Source organism: Pseudarthrobacter sp. NPDC058119 (assembly GCF_042884655.1).
Lineage (GTDB): Bacteria > Actinomycetota > Actinomycetes > Actinomycetales > Micrococcaceae > Arthrobacter.
On sequence record NZ_JBHVTN010000007.1, the window covers coordinates 161,201 to 181,749 of the forward strand.

Here is a 20,549-nt window from a genome sequence, read left to right on the forward strand (position 1 = left end):
GGGTCCATCATGCCGGAGGCCCGGACGGATGTGCCCATCCCAGCTGGCGGGCGGGTGTACGTTGTCCCCATGGCGAGTGAACAGACCACCATCACCGTGCAAGGACCCAACGGACCACGCGAGATGCGCATTTCCAGCCCCAGCCGCGTTCTGTGGCCGGACCTGGGCCTTACCAAGCTGGACCTGGCGAACTACATCTGCGACGTGGGGGAGGCGTTCATCGCCGCCAACGGCGACCGGCCAGTGTCGCTCCAGCGGTACTCCGGCAACATCGACGGCGACATGTTCTTCTCCAAGAATCCACCCAAGGGCACGCCGGACTTCATCCGTTCGGTCAAGGTGGTCTACCCCAGCGCCCGGTCGCACCCCCAGCTGGTGTTCGATGAGCCAGCCGCGGCCGTCTGGGCCGTCCAGATGAACACTGTGGTGTTCCATCCCTGGCCGTCGCGCGCTGAAAACACCGACAATCCGGACCAGCTGCGGATCGACCTCGACCCGCAGCCGGGCACGGATTTCGACGACGCCATTCCCGCAGCCCTGGTGCTGAAGGAGGTCCTCGCCGAAGCCGGACTCGCCTGCTTCATCAAGACCTCCGGAAACCGGGGGCTCCATGTTTACGCCCCCATCGAACCCACCCGCGAGTTCCTCGACGTGCGCCACGCAGTCATCGCTGCAGCCCGCGAAGTGGAACGGCGCATCCCGGACAAGGTCACCACGGCCTGGTGGAAGGAAGAGCGTGGCCGGCGGGTGTTCCTGGACTTCAACCAAGCGAACCGCGACCGCACCATCGCCGGCGCCTACAGTCCGCGCGCCCTTCCGCACGCCCCGGTGTCGTGCCCCATCACCTGGGAAGAACTGGAAATGGCAGATCCCAGGAACTTCACAATCCTGACCGTGCCGCAGCGGCTGAAGACAGTGGGTGACCCGTGGGCTGACTTCGGTGCAGGACCAGGCAGCATCGATACGCTGCTGGAGTGGTGGGAACGCGATGTCAAAGCCGGCCTCGGAGAGCTGCCCTTTCCACCCGATTACCCCAAGATGCCCGGAGAGCCCCCACGGGTGCAGCCCAGCAGGGCACGCAGGCAGGACTGACCGGGCGCCGGCAAAGAAGGGATCGGGAAGTTACTCGAAGCGTGACGGATCGCCCATGCCGTGCCGCACCACCTCTGCCACGCCGCTGGAGAAGTCCACCACCGTGGTGGGCTCGGCGCCGCAGTCACCGGCATCAATCACGGCATCGACCTGGTGGTCCAGGCGTTCCTTGATTTCCCAGCCGACCGTCAGCGGCTCCTCCTCGTCCGGCAACAGCAGCGTGCTGGAGAGCAGCGGCTCTCCCAGCTCGGCCAGCAGCGCCTGGACCACGCGGTTGTCCGGGATGCGCACGCCCACGGTCTTCTTCTTGGGATGCAGCAGCCGCTTGGGTACCTCCTTCGTTGCGGGCAGGATGAAGGTGTAGCTGCCGGGTGTCACCGCCTTGATGCTGCGGAAGACGTCGTTGCCGATGTTCACGAACTGGCCCAACTGCGCGAAATCCCGGCAAACCAGCGTGAAGTGGTGCTTGTCGTCCAGGTGCCGGATGGTCCGGATCCGATTCAGGGCTTCCCGGTTTCCCATCTGTGCCCCCAAGGCGTAGCAGGAGTCCGTGGGGTAGGCGATCAGGCCGCCGTCCCGGATGATCTTGACCGCCTGGGCAATTGCGCGCGGCTGGGGGTCGTGGGGATGAACATCGAAGAATCTGGCCATGCCCAGAGCCTACGTTCCCCAGGCCTCCAACGCACCATAAAGCGGCCAGGACAAGGCTGTTTCCCCTACCGGTCTTCACCCGGATCGGGCAGGATGTTGTCTGCCCGGGTTTCGGGCCCAGCAACTTCCGGCACCGTGAAGGAGATCCTGACATGCCCACGATCCTCAATCCCTACCTGAGCTTCCGCGACAATGCCCGTGATGCCATGAACTTCTACCAGTCCGTGTTTGGCGGCGAATTGACGCTCAGCACCTTCGGCGACTTCCAGGCCAGCGAGGATCCCGCGGAAGCGGAGAAGATCATGCACGGCATGCTGACCACCACCCAGGGCCTCGTGCTGATGGGCGCCGACACCCCGAACAGCATGGAGTACCACGCGGGGTCCGCCATTTCGGTATCCCTGAGCGGCGACAACGAAGCGGAACTCCGCGGTTACTACGAAAAGCTCAGCGGCGATGGGGGAGCAGTGACTGTCCCCATGGAACGGGCGCCGTGGGGTGACGTCTTTGGCATGTGCACGGACCGTTTCGGCGTCTCCTGGCTGGTGAACGTCAACGCTGGGCAGGCAACCGCGGCGCCGTGACCACCCGGCGGGTGGCAGCAGGAGGGGCTGCGCGCCGGCGTCCGCAGGTCTGCCTTGGTTCTTGAGGCCACGCCACCGGACTGCGAGGATTGAAGGGTGACGCCCTTGATGGAGTTCCTGTCCGATAAATGGTGGATGGTGTTTCCACTGATGGCGTTCGCCGGCCGGTGGGCGGGCGGGTGGCGGCGTTCGGCGGAACGCCGCCACCGGCGCCGGCTGGAACTCTACGCGCTCAAGAACCAACAAGTGGAAGCCGAAAAGGCGTCGACGGCAGAGGTGCGGGCGCTGGTGGCAGCGCACGATGCCACCAGCCGCCGGTGGCTGGAGTATGAGCTCGACGTGGGCAAGCTCATCGACTTCCCCCTCATGACGGACGTCCGCGAACCCCTGACCGTGGCCTTCCTGCGCGCTAAAAGGGAAGCTGACGGACAGCGTCCCGCGAATCCCGGGGACCTCCGGTCCGTCGCCGGGCTGGAGGCTTACCGGCAGGCGGTCAACAACTTTGCCGTGGCCCTTGACGTCGCTGAGCGTGAAGCGCGCCGCATCCGGGACAGCAAATTCAGCGGACCCGAACGCCAACGCCTTTCCACGGCCAGCAAACTGCTGATGATCGCTGAGAACGGGGCAGCCACCCCCGCCGAACGGCAGGCAGCCTACAAACGGGCGCGGCGTGAGCTGGATGGCCTTGTTGTGCTGCCCGATGCCAGCCTTGCAGCACTTGAGCGGAAAATCTCCCCGGAACTGGACGCCGGCCCCCGGCCGGCACAATTCCACGGGGGCTAAGGCTGCCCGGGGTGGGGTGCACAATCTACCTGGACGTCGACGGAGTCATCTGTCCGTTCAGCCCCGAAGGGACCACCGGCTGGGGGTCCCCCTGGCAGCACGCCAACGCCGGATTACTGCCCGTGGCCTTCGCGGCAGAAGTCGTGGCAGGGCTGAACTCCCTGGCCCGGACGCCGGGGCTGCGGTGCGTCTGGCTTACCAGCTGGGAGGAACTGGCGCCCCAATACCTGTGCCCCGCCGTCGGACTCAAGGGCAACGGCTGGCCGTACCTGGCCGCAGGCGGGGCAGCCGGCGGAACCGGCTGGTGGAAACTCCGTGCCATCCAGGACGACGTCGAAGAAACCGGGCCCGGGGCCGTCGCCTGGGTGGACGACCAGCTCGCGTTCGAGGCCGACGCGCAACGATGGGCGCGTTTCCTGGGCCGGCGCATCCTCACCGTCTCACCCCATCCACGGCGCGGAATCACGCCCACGGAACTCGACCGAATCCACGCATTTGTGGCCCGCCCCGTGTTTTGACCTCATGCCGCGGACGCGTACGATCGATAAGGTTTCCCACCGGTTGTGCCAACACCATAAGTCATTCCACGCAAACAGCCGGTGAACTATGCTGTCCACGGCAGCCTGGTACGAGAAACTGCTGAACGTCGACTCTGCAGATTGGGCAACAGGTGGATATCACCTTCATGGTGGCGCTGGTCATTGGACTGGCACTATTTTTCGACTTCACGAACGGCTTCCACGACACCGCGAACGCCATGGCAACGCCCATCGCGACGGGTGCCATCAAGCCCCGGACAGCAGTGGCCCTGGCCGCCGTTTTGAACCTGGTGGGCGCCTTCCTGTCCACCGAGGTGGCAAAGACAGTCTCCGGCGGCATCATCCGCGAGGGGTCCGGCGGGGTTCAGATCACGCCGGAAATCATCTTTGCCGGGTTGATGGGCGCCGTTCTGTGGAACATGATCACCTGGTTGAAGGGCCTGCCCTCGAGTTCCTCCCACGCCCTTTTTGGCGGACTGATCGGCGCCGCTGTTATCGGCTCTGGCTTCAACTCGGTCAACTTCGAGAGCCTGCTGCAGAAGGTCATCCTGCCGGCTGTTTTCGCCCCCGTTATTGCCGGCCTTGCCGCCTACGTGTGCACCCGTCTGGCCTACGCCCTCACCGCACGCCAGGATCCCGAGACGGGGTCCAAGCTCACCCAGAAACGCGGTGGCTTCCGGACCGGCCAGGTCTTCACCTCCAGCCTGGTGGCGTTGGCCCACGGCACCAATGACGCACAAAAGACCATGGGCATTATCACGTTGGTGCTGATCGCTGCGCACAGCCAGGCGCCTGGCTCCGGGCCCCAGCTCTGGGTGATCACCGCCTGCGCCCTTGCCATCGCCGTCGGAACGTATGCCGGCGGCTGGCGCATCATCCGCACCATGGGATCGGGCCTGACCGAGGTCAAACCCGCCCAGGGCTTTGCGGCGGAGACCAGCACCGCCTCGGCCATCCTCGCCTCCTCGCACCTCGGCTTTGCCCTCTCCACCACGCAGGTGGCCTCGGGTTCCGTGATTGGGTCCGGGATGGGGCGCCGCGGCACCACCGTCCGCTGGAACATGGTGGGCAAGATCGCGCTGGGATGGCTCTTCACCCTGCCGGCCGCGGGCGTCGTCGGCGCCCTGACCGCATTGCTGGTGGGCACCGGCGTCATCGGTGTCCTCATCGCCGCGATCGCCGGCACCGCGGCGGTACTGTTCATGTTCTTCTACTCACGCAAGTCCTCCGTGGGCCACCAGAACGCCGTCGAGGTGGAGGAAGCCGGCCAGGCAGTCCGGTTCGCCAAGAAGAAGGCCCTGGCCCGCGCCCGGGCGGAAGCAAAAGCCAAGGCCCAGGCTGACGCCAAGGCCAAGAACTCCAAGGAGAATCAGCGATGAAGTGGTTGGAACTCCTGACCGTTGCTGGCACCACGCTCGTCTCAGCGGCAATAGTGGTGACCCTCTACTCCCTTGGGGTCCGGTTCACCGCCATCGCCGGGGATGCCCAGCAATCGTCCCCCGGGGTCAAGCGCTCCATCGCCTACCTGTGCTTCGGCCTGTGCGGGGTGGCTGTGCTTTTCGGGCTGTACCTGATCATCCCGTACTTCACCAAGTAGCGGCCCCGGGCCGGCGGACGCACGGGGCCTGGCCGGTTGGCCTGGCAGAGCCTGCTGGCTAGGCTGGGGCCATGCCGCGCATCCAATACTTTGTGGCCGCCTCCCTCGACGGCTTCATCGCCACACCCACCGACGATCTCGCCTGGCTGCTGCAGTTCGACGGTTTCGACGGCGGGGCCGACAGTTACAACGACTTCATGGCCGGCGTGGGGTGCATCGTCATGGGTGGGGAAACCTACGCGTGGCTGATGGAACATGAGCCCGGAGCATGGCCGTATGACGGCACGCCTTGCTACGTCTTCACCCACCACGAACACCGGGCGCCGGACGGGGCGGACATCACCTTCGTGCGCGGGGACGTGCAGGAATTCACGGACGACTTCCGCCAGGCCGCCCGCGGCCGGAACATCTGGGTAGTGGGCGGCGGCAAGCTTGCGGCCCAGTTCGCCGACGCCGGCCTGCTGGACGAGATCATCCTCTCCGTCATTCCCGTGGTGCTGGGGGAGGGAAAGCGGCTGCTGCCCATGAACGGCCCGACGCCGCCACTTGAGTTGGCTGCCTCACGCACCCTGGGCCGGGGGATCGTGGAGTTGCGCTACCTTCTGCACGCGGCGGCCGGCACGGAGTCCTGAGGCAGCCAGCGTCAGCCGGCGTTGTCCCGCAGCATATTGGTGATCCGCGCCGTTGACAGGCGCCGCCCCTGGGCATCCGTCATGACGATCTCGTGGGTGGCCAGGGTCCGGCCAAGATGGACCGCGGTGCAGGTACCCGTCACCAGGCCCGCGGCGATCGACCGGTGGTGGGTGGCGTTGACTTCGATTCCGACGGCGTGGCGGCCAGGCCCGGCGTGCATGCCCGAGGCGAAAGAGCCCAGGGTTTCGGCGAGTACCACGTGGGCGCCGCCGTGCAGGATTCCGGCCACTTGCGTGTTGCCCTCGACCGGCATGGTGGCGACGGTCCGCTCCGGGCTCATCTCCAGGAAGTGGATCCCCATCTTGACCACCAGTGCACCGACACCGAAGGCGCCCAGCCAGTCGTGCATGTGGCCGGGAATTCCGGCGGCGGCCAGCTCTTCGGCGAAAGGGCCCGGCGTGAAATTGTCTGTCATGGCAACTAGGCTGGCACCTGTGAGTGAAACAACCAAACCGGCTCCCTTCCCGTCCCAGGCCATCGATGAGGGGGCTGCCGGGCAGCTCCCCGCGGACGCCCCGAAGCCTGTAGTGAAGAGCGCCGCCCCCGCCGCCGGCGGGTCCGTTTCAGCCACCGAAGCGCCGGTGGTTCCCATCACCACCCAGCCGCGGCTGCTGGTCCTTGATGGGCACTCGATGGCCTTCCGCGCCTTCTTCGCGTTGCCGGCGGACAAGTTCTCCACCTCCAACGGCCAGCACACCAACGCCATCCACGGCTTCACGTCCATGCTGATCAACCTCATCAAGGAACAGCAGCCCACCCACATCGCGGTTGCGTTCGACGTCTCCGACGAATCCACCCACCGCAAGACCGAGTACAGCGAGTACAAGGGCGGCCGGAACGAAACCCCCCGCGAAATGAGCGGCCAAATCGACCTTATTGGCCAGGTCATGGAGGCCTGGGGCATCAAGACCATCAAGATGCCCGGGTACGAGGCCGACGACATCCTGGCAACGCTTGCCGCGATGGGGGAGAAGGCCGGCTTCGAGGTCCTCCTGGTATCGGGTGACCGGGACGCGTTCCAGCTCATCACGGACAACGTGTTCGTCCTGTACCCCAAGAAGGGCGTCAGCGACATCCCGCGGATGGATGCTGCCGCCATCGAGGCGAAGTACTTTGTCAGCCCGGGCCGCTACTCCGACCTCGCCGCCCTGGTGGGGGAGACGGCGGACAACCTTCCCGGCGTGCCCGGCGTCGGGCCCAAGACGGCAGCCAAGTGGATCAACCTCTACGGCGGCCTCGAAGGCGTCCTGGAGCACCTCGATTCCATCGGCGGCAAAGTAGGGGACGCCCTGCGGGAGAACGTTGACGCCGTCAAGCGCAACCGCCGGCTGAACCAGCTCCACACCGACCTCGACCTCCCCGTCACCCTGGACGACCTCTACCAGCCACGCCCGGACCAGGCCGCCATCGAGGACCTCTTCGACCAGCTCGAATTCAAGGCCATCCGCGGCCGTTTGTTCGCCCTGTACGGCGACGCCGACACCCCCGCCGCGGAGCGCGAAAGCATCGAAACCCCGAATTACAGCACCCCTGCCGGTGCCGCTGAGCTTGCCGCCTTCCTGGCCGACGGCACCGGTCAGCGGTCGGCGCTGGCCGTCGACCTCGTGCCTGGCCGGATCGGCGAGGACGCTGCCGGGGTGGCCATTGTCCGCGGGGACGCAGCAGTCTATGTCGACCTTGCGGCCCAGGACGCCGAAACCGAAAACGTGCTGGCCACATGGCTGCGCGATCCCGGGTCGCCCAAGGTGATCCACGGTTTCAAGGCCGCGCTCAAGGCACTGACGGCCCGCGGACTGGAGCTGGAGGGCGTGGTGGACGACACCTCCATCTCCGGCTACCTGATCCAGCCAGACCGGCGCACCTACGAACTCGCTGAACTGGCCCAGCACCACCTCAACGTGGGTATACCGGCCGCCACAGCCAAGGCGGGGCAGCTGGAGCTGGCCTTCGACGGCGATGACACGGCGGCAGCCGACGCCCTGGTCCAGGCCGGCGCCGTGGTGCTCGCCCTGAGCCGCTACTTCGAGGACGAACTCAAGGACCGCCGCGCCGAGGAGCTCCTGTCCACCCTGGAGCTGCCGGTCAGCCGCGTCCTGGCGGACATGGAACTCGCCGGCATCGCCATCGACATGGAGAAGATGGACGACCAACTCGCCGACCTCGCCAGGGTGATCGACCAGGCGCAGGAACAGGCGTTCGCCGCGATTGGCCACGAGGTCAACCTGGGCTCGCCCAAGCAGCTCCAGACCGTCCTGTTCGACGAACTCCAGCTGCCCAAGACCAAGAAGATCAAGTCCGGCTACACCACCGATGCCGCGTCCTTGAAGAACCTGCTGGAGAAGACCGGGCATGAGTTCCTGGTCCAGCTCATGGCGCACCGGGAGGCCGCCAAGCTGCGGCAGATGATCGAGTCGCTGAAGAAGTCCGTGGCCGAGGACGGACGGATCCACACCACCTACGCCCAGAACGTGGCAGCCACCGGCCGCATCTCCTCCAACAACCCCAACCTGCAGAACATCCCCATCCGGAGTGAGGAGGGCCGCCGCGTGCGCGGCATCTTCGTGGTCAGCGACGGATACGAGTGCCTGCTGTCAGCCGACTACTCGCAGATCGAGATGCGCATCATGGCGCACCTCTCCGGCGACGCAGGCCTGATCCAGGCCTACAAGGACGGGGAGGACCTGCACCGGTTCGTCGGCTCCAACATCTTCCACGTCCCCACGGACCAGGTCACCAGTGCCATGCGCTCCAAAGTCAAGGCCATGTCCTACGGCCTTGCCTACGGACTGACGTCCTTCGGCCTGTCCAAGCAGCTCGAGATCTCCGTCGATGAGGCACGCACCCTCATGAAGGACTACTTCGACCGCTTCGGCGCAGTCCGCGACTACCTTCGGGGCGTGGTGGACCAGGCCAGGGTGGACGGCTACACCGCCACCATTGAAGGCCGCCGCCGCTACCTGCCGGACCTCACCAGCACCGACCGCCAGATGCGCGAGAACGCGGAGCGGATCGCGCTCAACAGCCCCATCCAGGGCTCCGCCGCCGACATCATCAAACGCGCCATGCTGGGCGTCCACGCCGAACTTCAGTCGCAGGGGCTGAAATCACGCATGCTGCTACAGGTCCACGATGAACTGGTCCTCGAGGTGGCCGCCGGTGAACGCGCCGCCGTCGAGAAGCTCGTCACCGAGCAGATGGCCGCGGCAGCGGACCTCAGCGTGCAGCTGGAAGTCCAGATCGGCGTCGGGCCCAGCTGGTACGACGCCGGACACTAGGCGTCCGCGGCACGCCACCAGCAGGAATGTTTGTGCTGGTCAGGCGCCGGATTCACAACTAGGCTCGGACAAATGGGTGATCTGAGTGGAAACTATGAAATCCGGCGCTTTGAGCCGGCTGCCAAGGAAGATCCTGCCTACCCGCAGACCGTCGACTGGATGCGGGCCGTCGCCTTCGGGTTCCATGACGCGCGCCGCAGCGACGAACGGGTGGACCGGGGCATCGGAATGCAGCGCGCGGACGGGCGGGTGATGACCGGGGCGTACCAGGTTGGGCCAGTGGCCGACCACGCCCTGGCAGCCAACGTCCCGGTGGCCACCTTCGGTACCTTTGACAAGACGATGAACATCGGCTTCGGCCGGATGCTCGAGACCCGCCTCGTCACCGCCGTGACGGTCCGGACGTCACACCGCCGGAGGGGACTGCTGCGCCGGATGATGGCAGAGGAGCTGGACCTGGCCCGCCGGGAGGGGCTGGCGATGGCGGCATTAACCGCGTCGGAGGCCTCGATTTACAGCCGGTTCGGGTTCGGGGTAGCCACCCGGGAGCAGTCCATCAAGGTAGACACCAGCCGCCGCTTTGTCCTCAACCACAATGCCACGGGCCGGGTGGAGGTGGCCGATCCCAAGGTCCTCCTCGACCTGGCGCCGAAGGTCTTCGAGCAGCTGCACCGCCTCACGCCCGGTTCGATCGGGCGGCACGAGTTCTACCGCCAGCTCGCGTCCGGATCCATCAGCCGGGCTGAGGACGAGGATCCCAAGGTCAAAGTTGCGCTGCACTACGGGCCCGATGGTGCAGTCGATGGCTACGTCTCGTATAAGTTCGCCGGCTGGGACTCCCGGCCGTTCACCATGGAGGTGGTGGACCTGGTGGCGGCCACCGACCATGCTTACCTGGAGCTCTGGCAGTACCTTGGCGCCATCGACCTGGTCGAAAGCGTGACGTGGGAAGAGGCGATGGTCGATGATCCACTGCCATGGGCGCTCGAGGACTCCCGCTGCGTTGAAGCCTCCGAGCCCCGGGACATGCTCTGGCTCCGGATCCTCGATGTCCGGAAAGCCCTGGAGGCACGCCACTACCCGGCCGATGGCCGGCTGGTGTTCGAGGTCGCCGACCCGCTGGGCTTCACGCGCGGAACGTTCGCCCTGGAGGCCAAAGCCGGCCGTGCCGCCGTCGAACTCCTGCCGGACGGTGCGCCCGCGGACCTTGCCCTGGATGTCTCGGCCCTGTCCTCCATCTATCTCGGCGGGGTTTGCCCCGTGACCCTCAAAGCGGCCGGCACCATTGTCGAGGCGTCGCCGGGGGCTGCGTTCCGGGCGCGGCAGATGTTCGCGGTGGAACGGGCCACGCACTGCCTCACCCACTTCTAGGCGGGGCGGCGCAGCTGCCACCCGCTTTGACCCCCGTTGCCCGCAGCGACTAGAATAAACGGGCGTGTACCACGTGCACGCGCTTGCAGTCCGCCAAGGACCGCATTGAAAGCAATCCACAAATCAGGATGACCCGGGGAATCCATCGGATTCACCGAGAATCGCGCCTGCGTTCCATAACGCGGGCGCGCCGGTTTGCCTGACCGACTAACTATCCACAACGGAGCCCCTACTACATGACCATCACCTCCACCGAGAAGCCCGGTACCCCCGTCGTCGCGATCAACGACATCGGTACCGCTGAGGACTTCCTCGCAGCTGTCGACGCCACCATCAAGTACTTCAACGACGGAGACCTCGTCGAAGGTACCGTCGTCAAGGTCGACCGCGATGAAGTCCTGCTCGACATCGGTTACAAGACCGAAGGTGTCATCCCCTCCCGCGAGTTGTCCATCAAGCACGACGTTGATCCCGGGGACGTTGTCTCCGTCGGCGATCAGGTCGAAGCCCTGGTGCTCACCAAGGAAGACAAAGAAGGCCGTCTGATCCTCTCCAAGAAGCGTGCTCAGTACGAGCGTGCCTGGGGCGACATCGAGAAGGTCAAGGAAGAAGACGGTGTCGTCACCGGTACCGTCATCGAGGTTGTCAAGGGTGGTCTTATCCTCGACATCGGCCTGCGCGGCTTCCTGCCCGCATCCCTCGTCGAGATGCGCCGTGTGCGCGACCTTGCTCCGTACATCGGCCAGCAGATCGAAGCCAAGATCATCGAGCTGGACAAGAACCGCAACAACGTGGTCCTGTCCCGCCGTGCATGGCTCGAGCAGACCCAGTCCGAGGTCCGCTCCACGTTCCTCAACAAGCTGGAAAAGGGCCAGGTCCGTCCCGGCGTCGTTTCCTCCATCGTCAACTTCGGTGCCTTCGTGGACCTGGGCGGCGTAGACGGCCTCGTCCACGTTTCCGAGCTGTCCTGGAAGCACATCGACCACCCGTCCGAGGTTGTCGAAGTTGGCCAGGAAGTCACCGTCGAGGTCCTCGAGGTCGACCTGGACCGCGAGCGCGTCTCCCTGTCGCTCAAGGCTACGCAGGAAGACCCGTGGCAGACCTTCGCCCGCACCCACGCCCTCGGCCAGGTTGTTCCGGGTAAGGTCACCAAGCTGGTTCCGTTCGGTGCGTTCGTCCGCGTCGAAGACGGCATCGAAGGCCTGGTCCACATCTCCGAGCTCGCTGTCCGCCACGTTGAGCTTGCCGAGCAGGTTGTTTCCGTTGGCGACGAACTGTTCGTCAAGGTCATCGACATCGACCTCGAGCGCCGCCGCATCTCGCTGTCCCTCAAGCAGGCCAACGAGGGCGTCGACGCCGACAGCACCGAATTCGATCCCGCCCTGTACGGCATGGCCGCAGAGTACGACGAAGAGGGCAACTACAAGTACCCCGAGGGCTTCGACCCCGAGTCCAACGAATGGCTCGAGGGCTACGAGAACCAGCGTGCAGCCTGGGAGCAGCAGTACGCTGACGCCCAGACCCGTTGGGAAGCACACAAGAAGCAGGTTGCCCAGCACGCTGCCGACGACGCTGCAGCTGCAACGTCCGGTGACAGCGATTCCGGCGCCACCAGCTACTCCTCCGAGCCTGCTGCCACCGATTCCGGTGCCGGCACCCTGGCTTCGGATGAGGCACTTGCTGCCCTGCGTGAGAAGCTGACCGGCAACTAATTGCCGCCGGTCCGGACTTCCCGGGCCAAGCAGCGGGCCCCCGCGAAAGCGGGGGCCCGCTGTGCTTTAAGCGGTGACCGCCACGCCGTCCCCTGTGGGCGCGTTCCGATGTCCCGGGGGCTAAAGATCGATGACGGCGTGCACCGTGCCGTCGCCGTCGTGCGTCAGTGCGGCGCCGGCTGCGGTGAGCAGCCGCTGGGCGCCGTGGTTCCCGGCCAGGGTTCGTGCCGTGACGCGCTGCAGCCCAGCCCGGCGGGCCTCTGCCAGGACCAGCTCCAGGGCTGCGCCACCGATTCCCTGGGACCGGAAACTGCGGCCAAGCCAGATACCGGTCTCCGCTGAAGGGAGCCCGGCGCCGGGTTCGCGCTTGAGCCGCACGGAGCCGGCAATGTGGGGTCCTGTGAACACGGCCCAGGACTTCTCTGCCGCTGGTCCGTCCAGCCCACCGGCCGCGGCCCGGTGGTATCCGTAGAACCAGGCGGTCCGTTCAAGGTTCCAGCCGGGACCGCCCAGCGGGGGCGCCACTTCGTCGGGGGAGGCGTCGCCCTTTGCCAATTGGAGCAGCCGGTCCGCCATCGCTTCGTCGACGTCCGCCAGTGCCACATCAGTCGTAGGGCTCATCGATCCATTCCGTTCCTTCGGGACTGAGCGTGGCGGATCCGCCCGTCAGCTGCAGCAGGCGTTCGGAAGCGGCAGCAATGGCGGCGGCGTCGTCTGGCACGGCAATCCGCAGCACCGTGCACCGGTCCTGGTAGCTGGTGTCCGCCATCACCATGCCTGCGGCGCGCAGGTCGTTCTCGAGCCGCCCGGCCACGGCATGCTGCACGGCCGTGGAACAAATCCGCCGCCTGCTGCGGCGGACCAGGGGCGCCACGTCCAGGGCTGCCGAGACTGACTCGGAATACGCCCGGACCAGGCCGCCCGCGCCGAGGAGCACTCCGCCAAAGTAGCGCACGACGACGGCACCGACGTCGCTGAGGTCAGTCACCCCGGGCGCGGTTTCCCTTTTCAACAGCGCTTCGAGCATGGGGATGCCGGCCGTCCCGGCAGGTTCGCCGTCGTCACTGGAGCGTTGGACGGTACGGTCCGGACCGATGATGAACGCGGAGCAGTGGTGCCGGGCATCGTGGAACTCGCGGCGGAGGCCTGCCACCAGGTCACGGGCAGCGTCTTCGCTGGCGGCCCTCCGGAGAACCGTTATGAACCTGGAGCGTTTGACCTCCAGCTCATGCCGGAAGTCCCCGCCTGCTGAAAGTGTGGTGTAGGCGGTGGCCCGGCTTTCCTGCTCCTGCATCCGGCCCAGTCTAGTGGGGCGCCGGCCGGTCTTGCGCCTGGCCGGAACGGCGCTGGAAGGTACTCATGATGGACAGCTTCCCCGTGTACTGGATGGAGCCATAGCGGAACAAATGGATGGCCAGGCGGAGGACCACGATGCCGACGATGAAGAGCTCCGCAATGATGATTACTGATTCAATCGGGCTGAGCGTGCCGAAGCCGTTACGCAGCATCGCCGTTACCGGGGCCGACAAGGGAAAATACGTGAACACCTGGACGATGGGGGAGTGCGGGTCGCTGAGGATGAGGCTGATGGCATAGAAGGGCACAAAAATGAGGGCCATCAGCGGACCGAAGATGACCCCGGCCTCCTTGGCGTTCGGCATCACCGCACCGATCGCGCCCAGCACGGCAGTAAACAGCGTGAACCCGCCCATCAGGAGCAGGGCGCCCACCAGCAGCGGTCCCGGTTCGAAGACGACGTCCCTGAGGTCGATGTCCGGAAGGGAGAGCTTGTCGCGGAAGAAGGCATACCCAATCACGATTGGGGCCAGGAACACGGAAATCTGCACCAGGCCAACCAACAGCAGTGATAAGATCTTGCCCACGATCAGGGTGGTGGGATTGAGCGTCGTGAGGATCATCTCCGTGACCCGGTTCTCCTTCTCCTCCAGGGTGCTGTTCAGCATCTGGTTGGAGAGCAGGATGATCGTGATGTAGAAGAGCACCAGGAACATCAGGGATGGTATCGCGGCGCCAAACCCGCCTGCCACCTGACCGTCGCGGTAGGTTTCGGTGTCCACCTTGATGTTGCCTCCGGCGGCGGCCGTGAGGTCTGCCGAACCGATCCTTGCCTGGGCTGACGTCGCCAGGAGTTGCCTGGCGACGGCCTCGTACTTGCCGTTGTCGAACACGCCCTTGTCAGAGCCATAAACCTTCACTGCCTCCGTGGCGGGGTTGGCCGGGAAAGCGAAAAAGGCGTCGATGTGCCCCTCTTTCACCTCACGGGCCCCATCGGGGGAGCTGTCCACCCTGGTGCCGCCCATCGCGGCGGCAACCTGGTCCGGGATGATTCCCGACCTGTCCGTGTAGCTGAATTCCAGGGCTGCGTTCTTCTGCGCATCGGCGGAGGCGCTCGTGGAGCTGTTGCTGATGAAGATCAGCCCGAAGATGATGGCCATAACCACTGGAATGGCCAAGGTGGCGATCCAGAACCGGGGCTTTTTGGTGGTGCGGACAAACTCGAAGCCCACCACGGTGCCAAGGTTGTGGCGGCTGCGGGAAGATTTCCTGGCCGGTGCCGTCGTCATGGTCAAACCCCTGCCGCCGCGTGCTGTTCGCCGTACACCTGGATGAAGATCTCCTCGAGGGAGACCCTGGAGGTGGTGAAACCGGTGACAGGCAGACCTGCGGCAACCAGCCCGCGCAGGATTGCCGCTTCATCGCCGCCGGGACGCGGGGCGAGTTCAGCCTGGCCGCCTCCTTGCCGGACGACGTCGTACAGCGGTGAGGCGGGCAGGACCTGGTCTCCCGCATAGGTCAGACGGTAGACCGTGCCACCAAATTGATCCTGGACGTCGGCTACCGTCCCGTAAGCGCGGGAGGTGCCGTCCTTGAGCAGGACCACCCGGTCGCATAGGCGCTCCACTTCCTCCATCTGGTGGGTGACCATGATCACTGTTGCCCCGCCGCGCTTGTGTTCCTCGATGATGTCCATCAGCAGGCGGCGGTTCACCGGGTCGAAACCCTTGGTCGGCTCGTCCAGGATCAGGAGTTCGGGGTCGTTCATGATGGTGACGCCGAGCTGGACCTTCTGCTGCTGGCCGGAGGAGAGTTTGTCCAGATTGATGGTTGCCTTGTCCGCCAGCTCGACCCGCTCCAGGTAGGCCAGCGACCACGTGCGGGCCTGTGACTTGCTGAGTCCCTTGAGCCGGCCGAAGTACACCATGACATCCAGGACGGATTCCTTCTTGTAGAGCCCCCGCTCTTCCGGAAGGTACCCCAGCCGGGCCCCGTCGCCGGGCTCGAAGGGCCTTCCTTCGATGTGCAGGACGCCGGACGTCGGCTGGTAGATGCCCAGGAGGGCGCGGAGGGTGGTGGTCTTGCCCGACCCGTTGCTGCCGAGGAAACCGAAGGTCTCACCTGCCTGGACGTCGAAGGACAGGTCCCGGATCACGGTAGTGTCACCGAAATCCATCCGGAAAGCCTCGATATGAACCAGCGGCTCTACGGCCGCACCCCCTGCAGTCATGCCTTCAGCCTATCCGCATTGGCGCCGGATGCAGCCGCGGATAAGTAGGGTAGGGGTGTGCTGAAAATCGGGTTGACGGGCGGGATCGCCTCGGGGAAGTCGGTAGTGGCCGCGCACCTGTTGGAGCGCGGCGCCGTGCTGGTTGACGCGGATGCGCTGGCCAAGGAGGTTGTGGAGCCCGGGACCGACGGGCTGCAGCGCATCGCGGAGGAGTTCGGTGCAGGAATGCTCGACGACGACGGCCGGCTTGACCGCGCCCGTCTCGGCGCGGCGGTCTTCGGCAATCCAGGGCGCCTCGCCGCGTTGAACGCCATCGTCCATCCGCTGGTGCGCGCCCGCGCCGCCGCCATCACGGCCGCGGCGCCCGGTGACGCCGTGGTGGTCCAGGACATTCCCCTCCTGGTGGAGACCGGGCAGGGCAGCAGCTTCCATCTGGTGGTTGTCGTCGATGCACCGGACGACGTGCGATTGCAGCGCATGCTTGAGCACCGGGGAATGACCGCCGAAGCCGCGCGCGCCCGGATGGACGCCCAGGCCACGCGCGCTGACCGGCTGGCCGCTGCCGACGTCGTCTTGGACAATTCCAGTACACTGCAGCATCTGCTGGACCAGGTGGACCGGCTCTGGGACGGGCGGTTGGTTCCCTTCGCCCACAACCTGGCCGCTGGCCAGCGTGCCCCCCGGAACGGCGGCCCGGTCCTGGAACCGCACCGGGCTGACTGGGCACAGCAGGCGGCCCGGATTGCGGCCCGGCTGGCGGCCGCCGCCCCGGAGCAGATTTTGGCGGTGGACCACGTCGGATCCACCGCCGTTCCCGGCCTGTCCGCCAAGGACGTTATTGACCTGCAGGTGGCCGTGCCGGACCTTGCCGCCGCGGCTGAGATCGCACCGCTGCTGTCCGCCGCGGGCTTTCCGGCGGTACGGGACGTCGAGGCGGACACACCCAAACCCAACGCCCCCGACCCTACTGGGTGGCTAAAGCGGTTCCACGCCAACGCGGACCCCTGCCGCGCCGTCAACGTCCATGTCCGGGCGGCCGGTTCGGCCGGATGGCGGTACGCGCTCATGTTCCGCGATTGGCTGCGGGTCGATGCCTCAGCGCGGAACCTCTATGAAGCCCACAAGGCGGAGCTTGCGGCGGCGCACGCCGGTTCGGGCACCACCAGGTCGTACGCGGAGGCGAAGGAACCGTGGTTCACGGACGTCGCGTGGCCACTGATGGCCGCATGGGCCGAGGCAACCGGGTGGGAACCGCCGTCGTACGGCCCCTGACCCGCTCCAGGCCCGGGTGATGTTCGCCGGTAACGGACGGGACCGTTCCATGTCGGTGCCCGGCGGTAAATTAGATTCATGAGCCTTGCGCAGGAGATCAACCGTGTTGTAGCGCCCTTCGAAGTGATCAGCGAGTTCAAGCCCGCGGGCGACCAGCCGGCCGCCATCGCGGAGCTGACCGAGCGCATCAACAACGGCGAGAAGGACGTTGTGCTGCTGGGTGCCACCGGCACCGGCAAAAGCGCCACCACCGCCTGGCTTATTGAGCAGGTGCAGCGGCCCACCCTGGTCATGGTGCAGAACAAGACCCTTGCGGCGCAGCTCGCCAACGAGTTTCGTGAACTGCTGCCCAACAACGCCGTGGAGTACTTCGTTTCCTACTACGACTACTACCAGCCCGAAGCGTACGTGGCGCAGACGGACACCTTTATCGAGAAGGATTCCTCCATCAACGAGGAAGTGGAACGGCTCCGCCACTCCGCCACCAACGCGCTGCTGACGCGCCGTGACGTGATCGTGGTGGCCACGGTGTCCTGCATCTACGGCCTGGGAACCCCTGAGGAATACATTTCCGGGATGGTTACCCTACGCCGCGGCGCCGAGATGAACCGGGACGACCTCCTCCGCAAGTTCGTCTCCATGCAGTACGCCCGCAACGACATGGACTTCCACCGCGGCACCTTCCGCGTGCGCGGTGACACCGTGGAAATCATTCCCATGTACGAGGAACTGGCCATCAGGATCGAGTTCTTCGGCGACGAAATCGAGAGCATCCACACCCTCCACCCGCTCACAGGCGAGGTCATCCGCGACGAGGAAGAGATGTACGTCTTCCCGGCCTCCCACTATGTGGCCGGCCCGGAGCGGATGGCGCGTGCCATCAAGCGGATCGAGGACGAACTGGCCGACCGGCTCAAGGTGCTGGAAAGCCAAAACAAGCTCGTCGAGGCGCAGCGGCTGCGGATGCGCACCACGTACGACCTCGAAATGATGCAGCAGATGGGTTTCTGCAACGGCATCGAGAACTACTCGGCGCACATTGACGGCCGCGGTCCCGGCACCGCGCCGCACTGCCTGCTCGACTACTTCCCGGATGACTTCCTGCTGGTGGTGGACGAGTCCCACGTGACCATTCCCCAGATCGGCGCCATGTACGAAGGAGACATGTCCCGCAAGCGGAACCTGGTGGACTTCGGCTTCCGGCTGCCGTCCGCCATGGACAACCGGCCGCTGAAGTGGGACGAGTTCCTGGAACGCGTGGGCCAGACCGTCTACCTCTCGGCAACCCCCGGCAAGTATGAGCTGGGCAAAGCGGACGGCTTCGTCCAGCAGATCATCCGGCCCACCGGCCTGGTGGATCCCGAGGTGGTGGTCAAGCCCACCAAGGGCCAGATCGATGACCTGCTGGGCGAGATCAAGACCCGGGTGGAGAAGGACGAGCGCGTCCTGGTGACCACGCTGACCAAACGCATGGCGGAGGACCTCACCGACTACCTGCTGGGCCACGGCGTGAAAGTCGAATACCTGCACTCCGACGTCGACACACTGCGGCGCGTGGAGCTCCTGCGTGAACTGCGGCTGGGGTCCTTCGACGTCCTGGTAGGCATTAACCTCCTCCGTGAGGGCCTTGATCTGCCCGAGGTGTCCCTGGTTAGCATCCTGGATGCGGACAAAGAAGGCTTCCTGCGTTCCTCCACCTCGCTGATCCAGACCATCGGACGCGCCGCCCGAAACGTCTCCGGCCAGGTGCACATGTATGCGGACCGGATCACCGACTCCATGGCCAACGCCATCGACGAAACCAACCGGCGCCGCGCCATCCAGGTGGCCTACAACACCGAACATGGGGTCGATCCCCAGCCGCTGCGGAAGAAGATCGCGGACATCACGGACCAGTTGGCCAAGGAGGACGCCGATACCGACGCGCTGCTGGGCAGCTTCGACTACGGCAAGGGCAAGCGCGGGATCACGGGGGCCAACAAGGCCGGGGCCAAGAAGGGCGCGGCGCAGGTCCGTTCCGACGGGCTGGCGGCCGCGCCGGCCGAGGACCTGGTGGGCCTGATCGGGCAGCTCACCGAACAAATGCATGGAGCCGCGGCGGAGCTGCAGTTCGAGGTGGCGGCACGGATCCGTGACGAGGTCAGCGAACTGAAGAAGGAGCTGCGCCAGATGCAGGCGGCGGGGCACGCCTGACGTCCCCGGCCGGGTATCCGGCTGGGGTACAGTTAAAGCACGTAGGGGAGTATCCCAAGCGCTACGATCGTCAACACGCAGGGCACAGCTGCCCTGCCGGGCGTAGCGGGCCGCCATCTCAGCACGAAGTGCACAGGCCGGCCGGAGAGACTTACACCATTTTGTGTACCCTGCGAAAGGCTTTCCCGTGCTCGATTTGCCCTTGTGGTTCGAGGTTGGCTCATTTGCCGTCCTTGGCCTGATTCTCCTGGTTGACCTTCTCCTGGTGGTGCGGCGGCCGCACGAACCATCCATGAAGGAAGCTGGCCTGTGGGTAACCTTCTATGTCACCCTTGCCCTGGCATTCGCCGGTGCCATGTTCGCATTCACCGGGCCCGAATTCGGCAGCCAGTTCGTCGCAGGCTGGGTAACCGAGTACAGCCTCAGCATCGACAACCTGTTCGTCTTCATCATCATCATGGCCAGGTTCTCCGTGCCGCGGAAGTACCAGCAGGAAGTCTTGATGGTGGGCATCATCATTGCGCTCATCCTGCGCGGCATCTTCATCATGCTGGGCGCCATCGTCATCGAACAGTTCAGCTGGGTGTTCTACATCTTCGGCGCGTTCCTGCTGTGGACGGCCTGGAAGCAGGCCCAGGACGAGGGCGAAGAGGAAGAGGACCGCGAGAACCCGCTGATTGCCAAGATCCGCAAGGTCATCCCGATGTCGGAGAAGTTCGACGGCGGCAAGCTGCGTACCGTGGTCAACGGCAAGAAGGTCTTCACCCCGATGGTGATCGTCTTCATCACCATCGGCCTCACGGACCTGCTGTTCGCAGTCGACTCCATTCCCGCGATCTTCGGCCTGACCCAGAGTCCCTTCATCGTCTTCACTGCCAACCTGTTCGCCCTGATGGGCCTGCGGCAGTTGTACTTCCTGCTGGGTGGCCTGATGAACCGGCTCATTTACCTCAAGCACGCCCTGTCCTTCATCCTGGCGTTCATCGGCGTCAAACTTGTCCTGCACGCCATGCACGTCAATGAGCTTCCCTTCATCAATGGCGGACACCACATCGAGTGGGCACCCGAAATCCCCACCTTCGTCTCACTTGCCGTGATTGTGGGCACCATCATCGTCGCCGTCATCGCCAGCCTGCTCAGCTCCAAGGCCCAGGCTGCCAAGATCGATCCGCGCCTCGAAGAGGACGCCCGGAAGAGCCACAGCGACGCCGAGTAGGCGGGCCGCCCAAGCGCATTTCCCTCCGGTAATCCGGGCCGCATC

The 20,549-nt window shown here is 65.5% G+C and carries 19 protein-coding genes; 13 read left to right on the forward strand and 6 right to left on the reverse strand.

Annotated elements, in window-relative coordinates; all coding sequences use genetic code 11:
* Positions 1-69: 69 nt before the first annotated feature.
* Positions 70-1,092 carry a non-homologous end-joining DNA ligase gene (ligD, locus tag ACFVTD_RS15710; RefSeq protein ID WP_387564669.1) on the forward strand — a complete coding sequence of 341 codons (1,023 nt, stop codon included), beginning with the start codon at positions 70-72 and terminating at the stop codon, positions 1,090-1,092.
* Positions 1,093-1,122: 30 nt separating this feature from the next.
* Here the strand turns inward: ligD and ACFVTD_RS15715 are convergent, their stop codons facing one another.
* The gene (locus ACFVTD_RS15715; RefSeq protein ID WP_387564671.1) at positions 1,123-1,743 is read right to left on the reverse strand and encodes an L-threonylcarbamoyladenylate synthase; all 621 of its coding nucleotides are present in this window, start codon (positions 1,741-1,743) and stop codon (positions 1,123-1,125) included.
* Positions 1,744-1,895: 152 nt separating this feature from the next.
* Here ACFVTD_RS15715 and ACFVTD_RS15720 point away from each other — a divergent pair, with 152 nt between their 5' ends.
* From ACFVTD_RS15720 to ACFVTD_RS15745, 6 genes are all read left to right on the forward strand, one after another.
* On the forward strand, positions 1,896-2,327 hold the full coding sequence (locus ACFVTD_RS15720) for a VOC family protein (RefSeq protein ID WP_387564673.1): 432 nt from the start codon (positions 1,896-1,898) through the stop codon (positions 2,325-2,327).
* A 96-nt stretch (positions 2,328-2,423) separates the two neighbouring features.
* Positions 2,424-3,110 (forward strand): hypothetical protein, encoded by a 687-nt coding sequence (locus ACFVTD_RS15725; RefSeq protein ID WP_387564675.1) that lies wholly within the window; start codon positions 2,424-2,426, stop codon positions 3,108-3,110.
* Positions 3,111-3,121: 11 nt separating this feature from the next.
* Positions 3,122-3,628: an HAD domain-containing protein gene (locus tag ACFVTD_RS15730; protein ID WP_387564677.1), complete on the forward strand. Its 507-nt coding sequence runs from the start codon at positions 3,122-3,124 to the stop codon at positions 3,626-3,628.
* Between the two features lie 152 nt (positions 3,629-3,780).
* Positions 3,781-5,028: an anion permease gene (locus ACFVTD_RS15735; protein ID WP_387564679.1), complete on the forward strand. Its 1,248-nt coding sequence runs from the start codon at positions 3,781-3,783 to the stop codon at positions 5,026-5,028.
* The gene (locus ACFVTD_RS15740) at positions 5,025-5,246 is read left to right on the forward strand and encodes a hypothetical protein (protein ID WP_387564681.1); all 222 of its coding nucleotides are present in this window, start codon (positions 5,025-5,027) and stop codon (positions 5,244-5,246) included. Before ACFVTD_RS15735 ends, ACFVTD_RS15740 begins: the two co-directional genes overlap by 4 nt.
* Before the next feature lie 71 nt (positions 5,247-5,317).
* The gene (locus tag ACFVTD_RS15745; RefSeq protein ID WP_387564683.1) at positions 5,318-5,878 is read left to right on the forward strand and encodes a dihydrofolate reductase family protein; all 561 of its coding nucleotides are present in this window, start codon (positions 5,318-5,320) and stop codon (positions 5,876-5,878) included.
* Positions 5,879-5,889: 11 nt separating this feature from the next.
* Here the strand turns inward: ACFVTD_RS15745 and ACFVTD_RS15750 are convergent, their stop codons facing one another.
* Positions 5,890-6,354 carry a hotdog fold thioesterase gene (locus ACFVTD_RS15750; protein WP_387564685.1) on the reverse strand — a complete coding sequence of 155 codons (465 nt, stop codon included), beginning with the start codon at positions 6,352-6,354 and terminating at the stop codon, positions 5,890-5,892.
* A gap of 19 nt (positions 6,355-6,373) precedes the next feature.
* Between ACFVTD_RS15750 and polA the strand changes: the two genes are divergently transcribed.
* From polA to rpsA, 3 genes are all read left to right on the forward strand, one after another.
* On the forward strand, positions 6,374-9,214 hold the full coding sequence (polA, locus tag ACFVTD_RS15755) for a DNA polymerase I (RefSeq protein WP_387564687.1): 2,841 nt from the start codon (positions 6,374-6,376) through the stop codon (positions 9,212-9,214).
* Between the two features lie 72 nt (positions 9,215-9,286).
* A complete protein-coding gene (locus tag ACFVTD_RS15760; protein ID WP_387564689.1) occupies positions 9,287-10,585 on the forward strand; it encodes a GNAT family N-acetyltransferase in 1,299 nt (432 codons plus the stop codon).
* A gap of 236 nt (positions 10,586-10,821) precedes the next feature.
* The gene (rpsA, locus tag ACFVTD_RS15765; protein ID WP_255175508.1) at positions 10,822-12,297 is read left to right on the forward strand and encodes a 30S ribosomal protein S1; all 1,476 of its coding nucleotides are present in this window, start codon (positions 10,822-10,824) and stop codon (positions 12,295-12,297) included.
* A 120-nt stretch (positions 12,298-12,417) separates the two neighbouring features.
* Here rpsA and ACFVTD_RS15770 read toward each other — a convergent pair whose 3' ends face one another.
* The 4 genes from ACFVTD_RS15770 to ACFVTD_RS15785 are packed head-to-tail and all read right to left on the reverse strand — an operon-like array spanning position 12,418 to position 15,823.
* Positions 12,418-12,918 (reverse strand): GNAT family N-acetyltransferase, encoded by a 501-nt coding sequence (locus ACFVTD_RS15770; protein WP_387564692.1) that lies wholly within the window; start codon positions 12,916-12,918, stop codon positions 12,418-12,420.
* Positions 12,902-13,591 carry an IMPACT family protein gene (locus tag ACFVTD_RS15775; RefSeq protein WP_387564694.1) on the reverse strand — a complete coding sequence of 230 codons (690 nt, stop codon included), beginning with the start codon at positions 13,589-13,591 and terminating at the stop codon, positions 12,902-12,904. Before ACFVTD_RS15775 ends, ACFVTD_RS15770 begins: the two co-directional genes overlap by 17 nt.
* 10 nt (positions 13,592-13,601) lie before the next feature.
* Positions 13,602-14,882, reverse strand: coding sequence for an ABC transporter permease (locus ACFVTD_RS15780; protein ID WP_387564696.1), 1,281 nt, complete (start codon positions 14,880-14,882; stop codon positions 13,602-13,604).
* Positions 14,883-14,884: 2 nt separating this feature from the next.
* Complete coding sequence (locus ACFVTD_RS15785) at positions 14,885-15,823, reverse strand: ABC transporter ATP-binding protein (RefSeq protein ID WP_387564698.1); 939 nt, start codon at positions 15,821-15,823, stop codon at positions 14,885-14,887.
* A gap of 57 nt (positions 15,824-15,880) precedes the next feature.
* Between ACFVTD_RS15785 and coaE the strand changes: the two genes are divergently transcribed.
* The 3 genes from coaE (at position 15,881) to ACFVTD_RS15800 (ending at position 20,504) form a co-directional block, all read left to right on the forward strand.
* Positions 15,881-17,095, forward strand: coding sequence for a dephospho-CoA kinase (coaE, locus tag ACFVTD_RS15790; RefSeq protein ID WP_387564700.1), 1,215 nt, complete (start codon positions 15,881-15,883; stop codon positions 17,093-17,095).
* Between the two features lie 78 nt (positions 17,096-17,173).
* Positions 17,174-19,288, forward strand: a complete 2,115-nt coding sequence (gene uvrB, locus ACFVTD_RS15795) for an excinuclease ABC subunit UvrB (RefSeq protein ID WP_387564702.1) — start codon at positions 17,174-17,176, stop codon at positions 19,286-19,288.
* Positions 19,289-19,475: 187 nt separating this feature from the next.
* Positions 19,476-20,504 carry a TerC family protein gene (locus tag ACFVTD_RS15800; protein ID WP_387564704.1) on the forward strand — a complete coding sequence of 343 codons (1,029 nt, stop codon included), beginning with the start codon at positions 19,476-19,478 and terminating at the stop codon, positions 20,502-20,504.
* Positions 20,505-20,549: the final 45 nt, after the last annotated feature.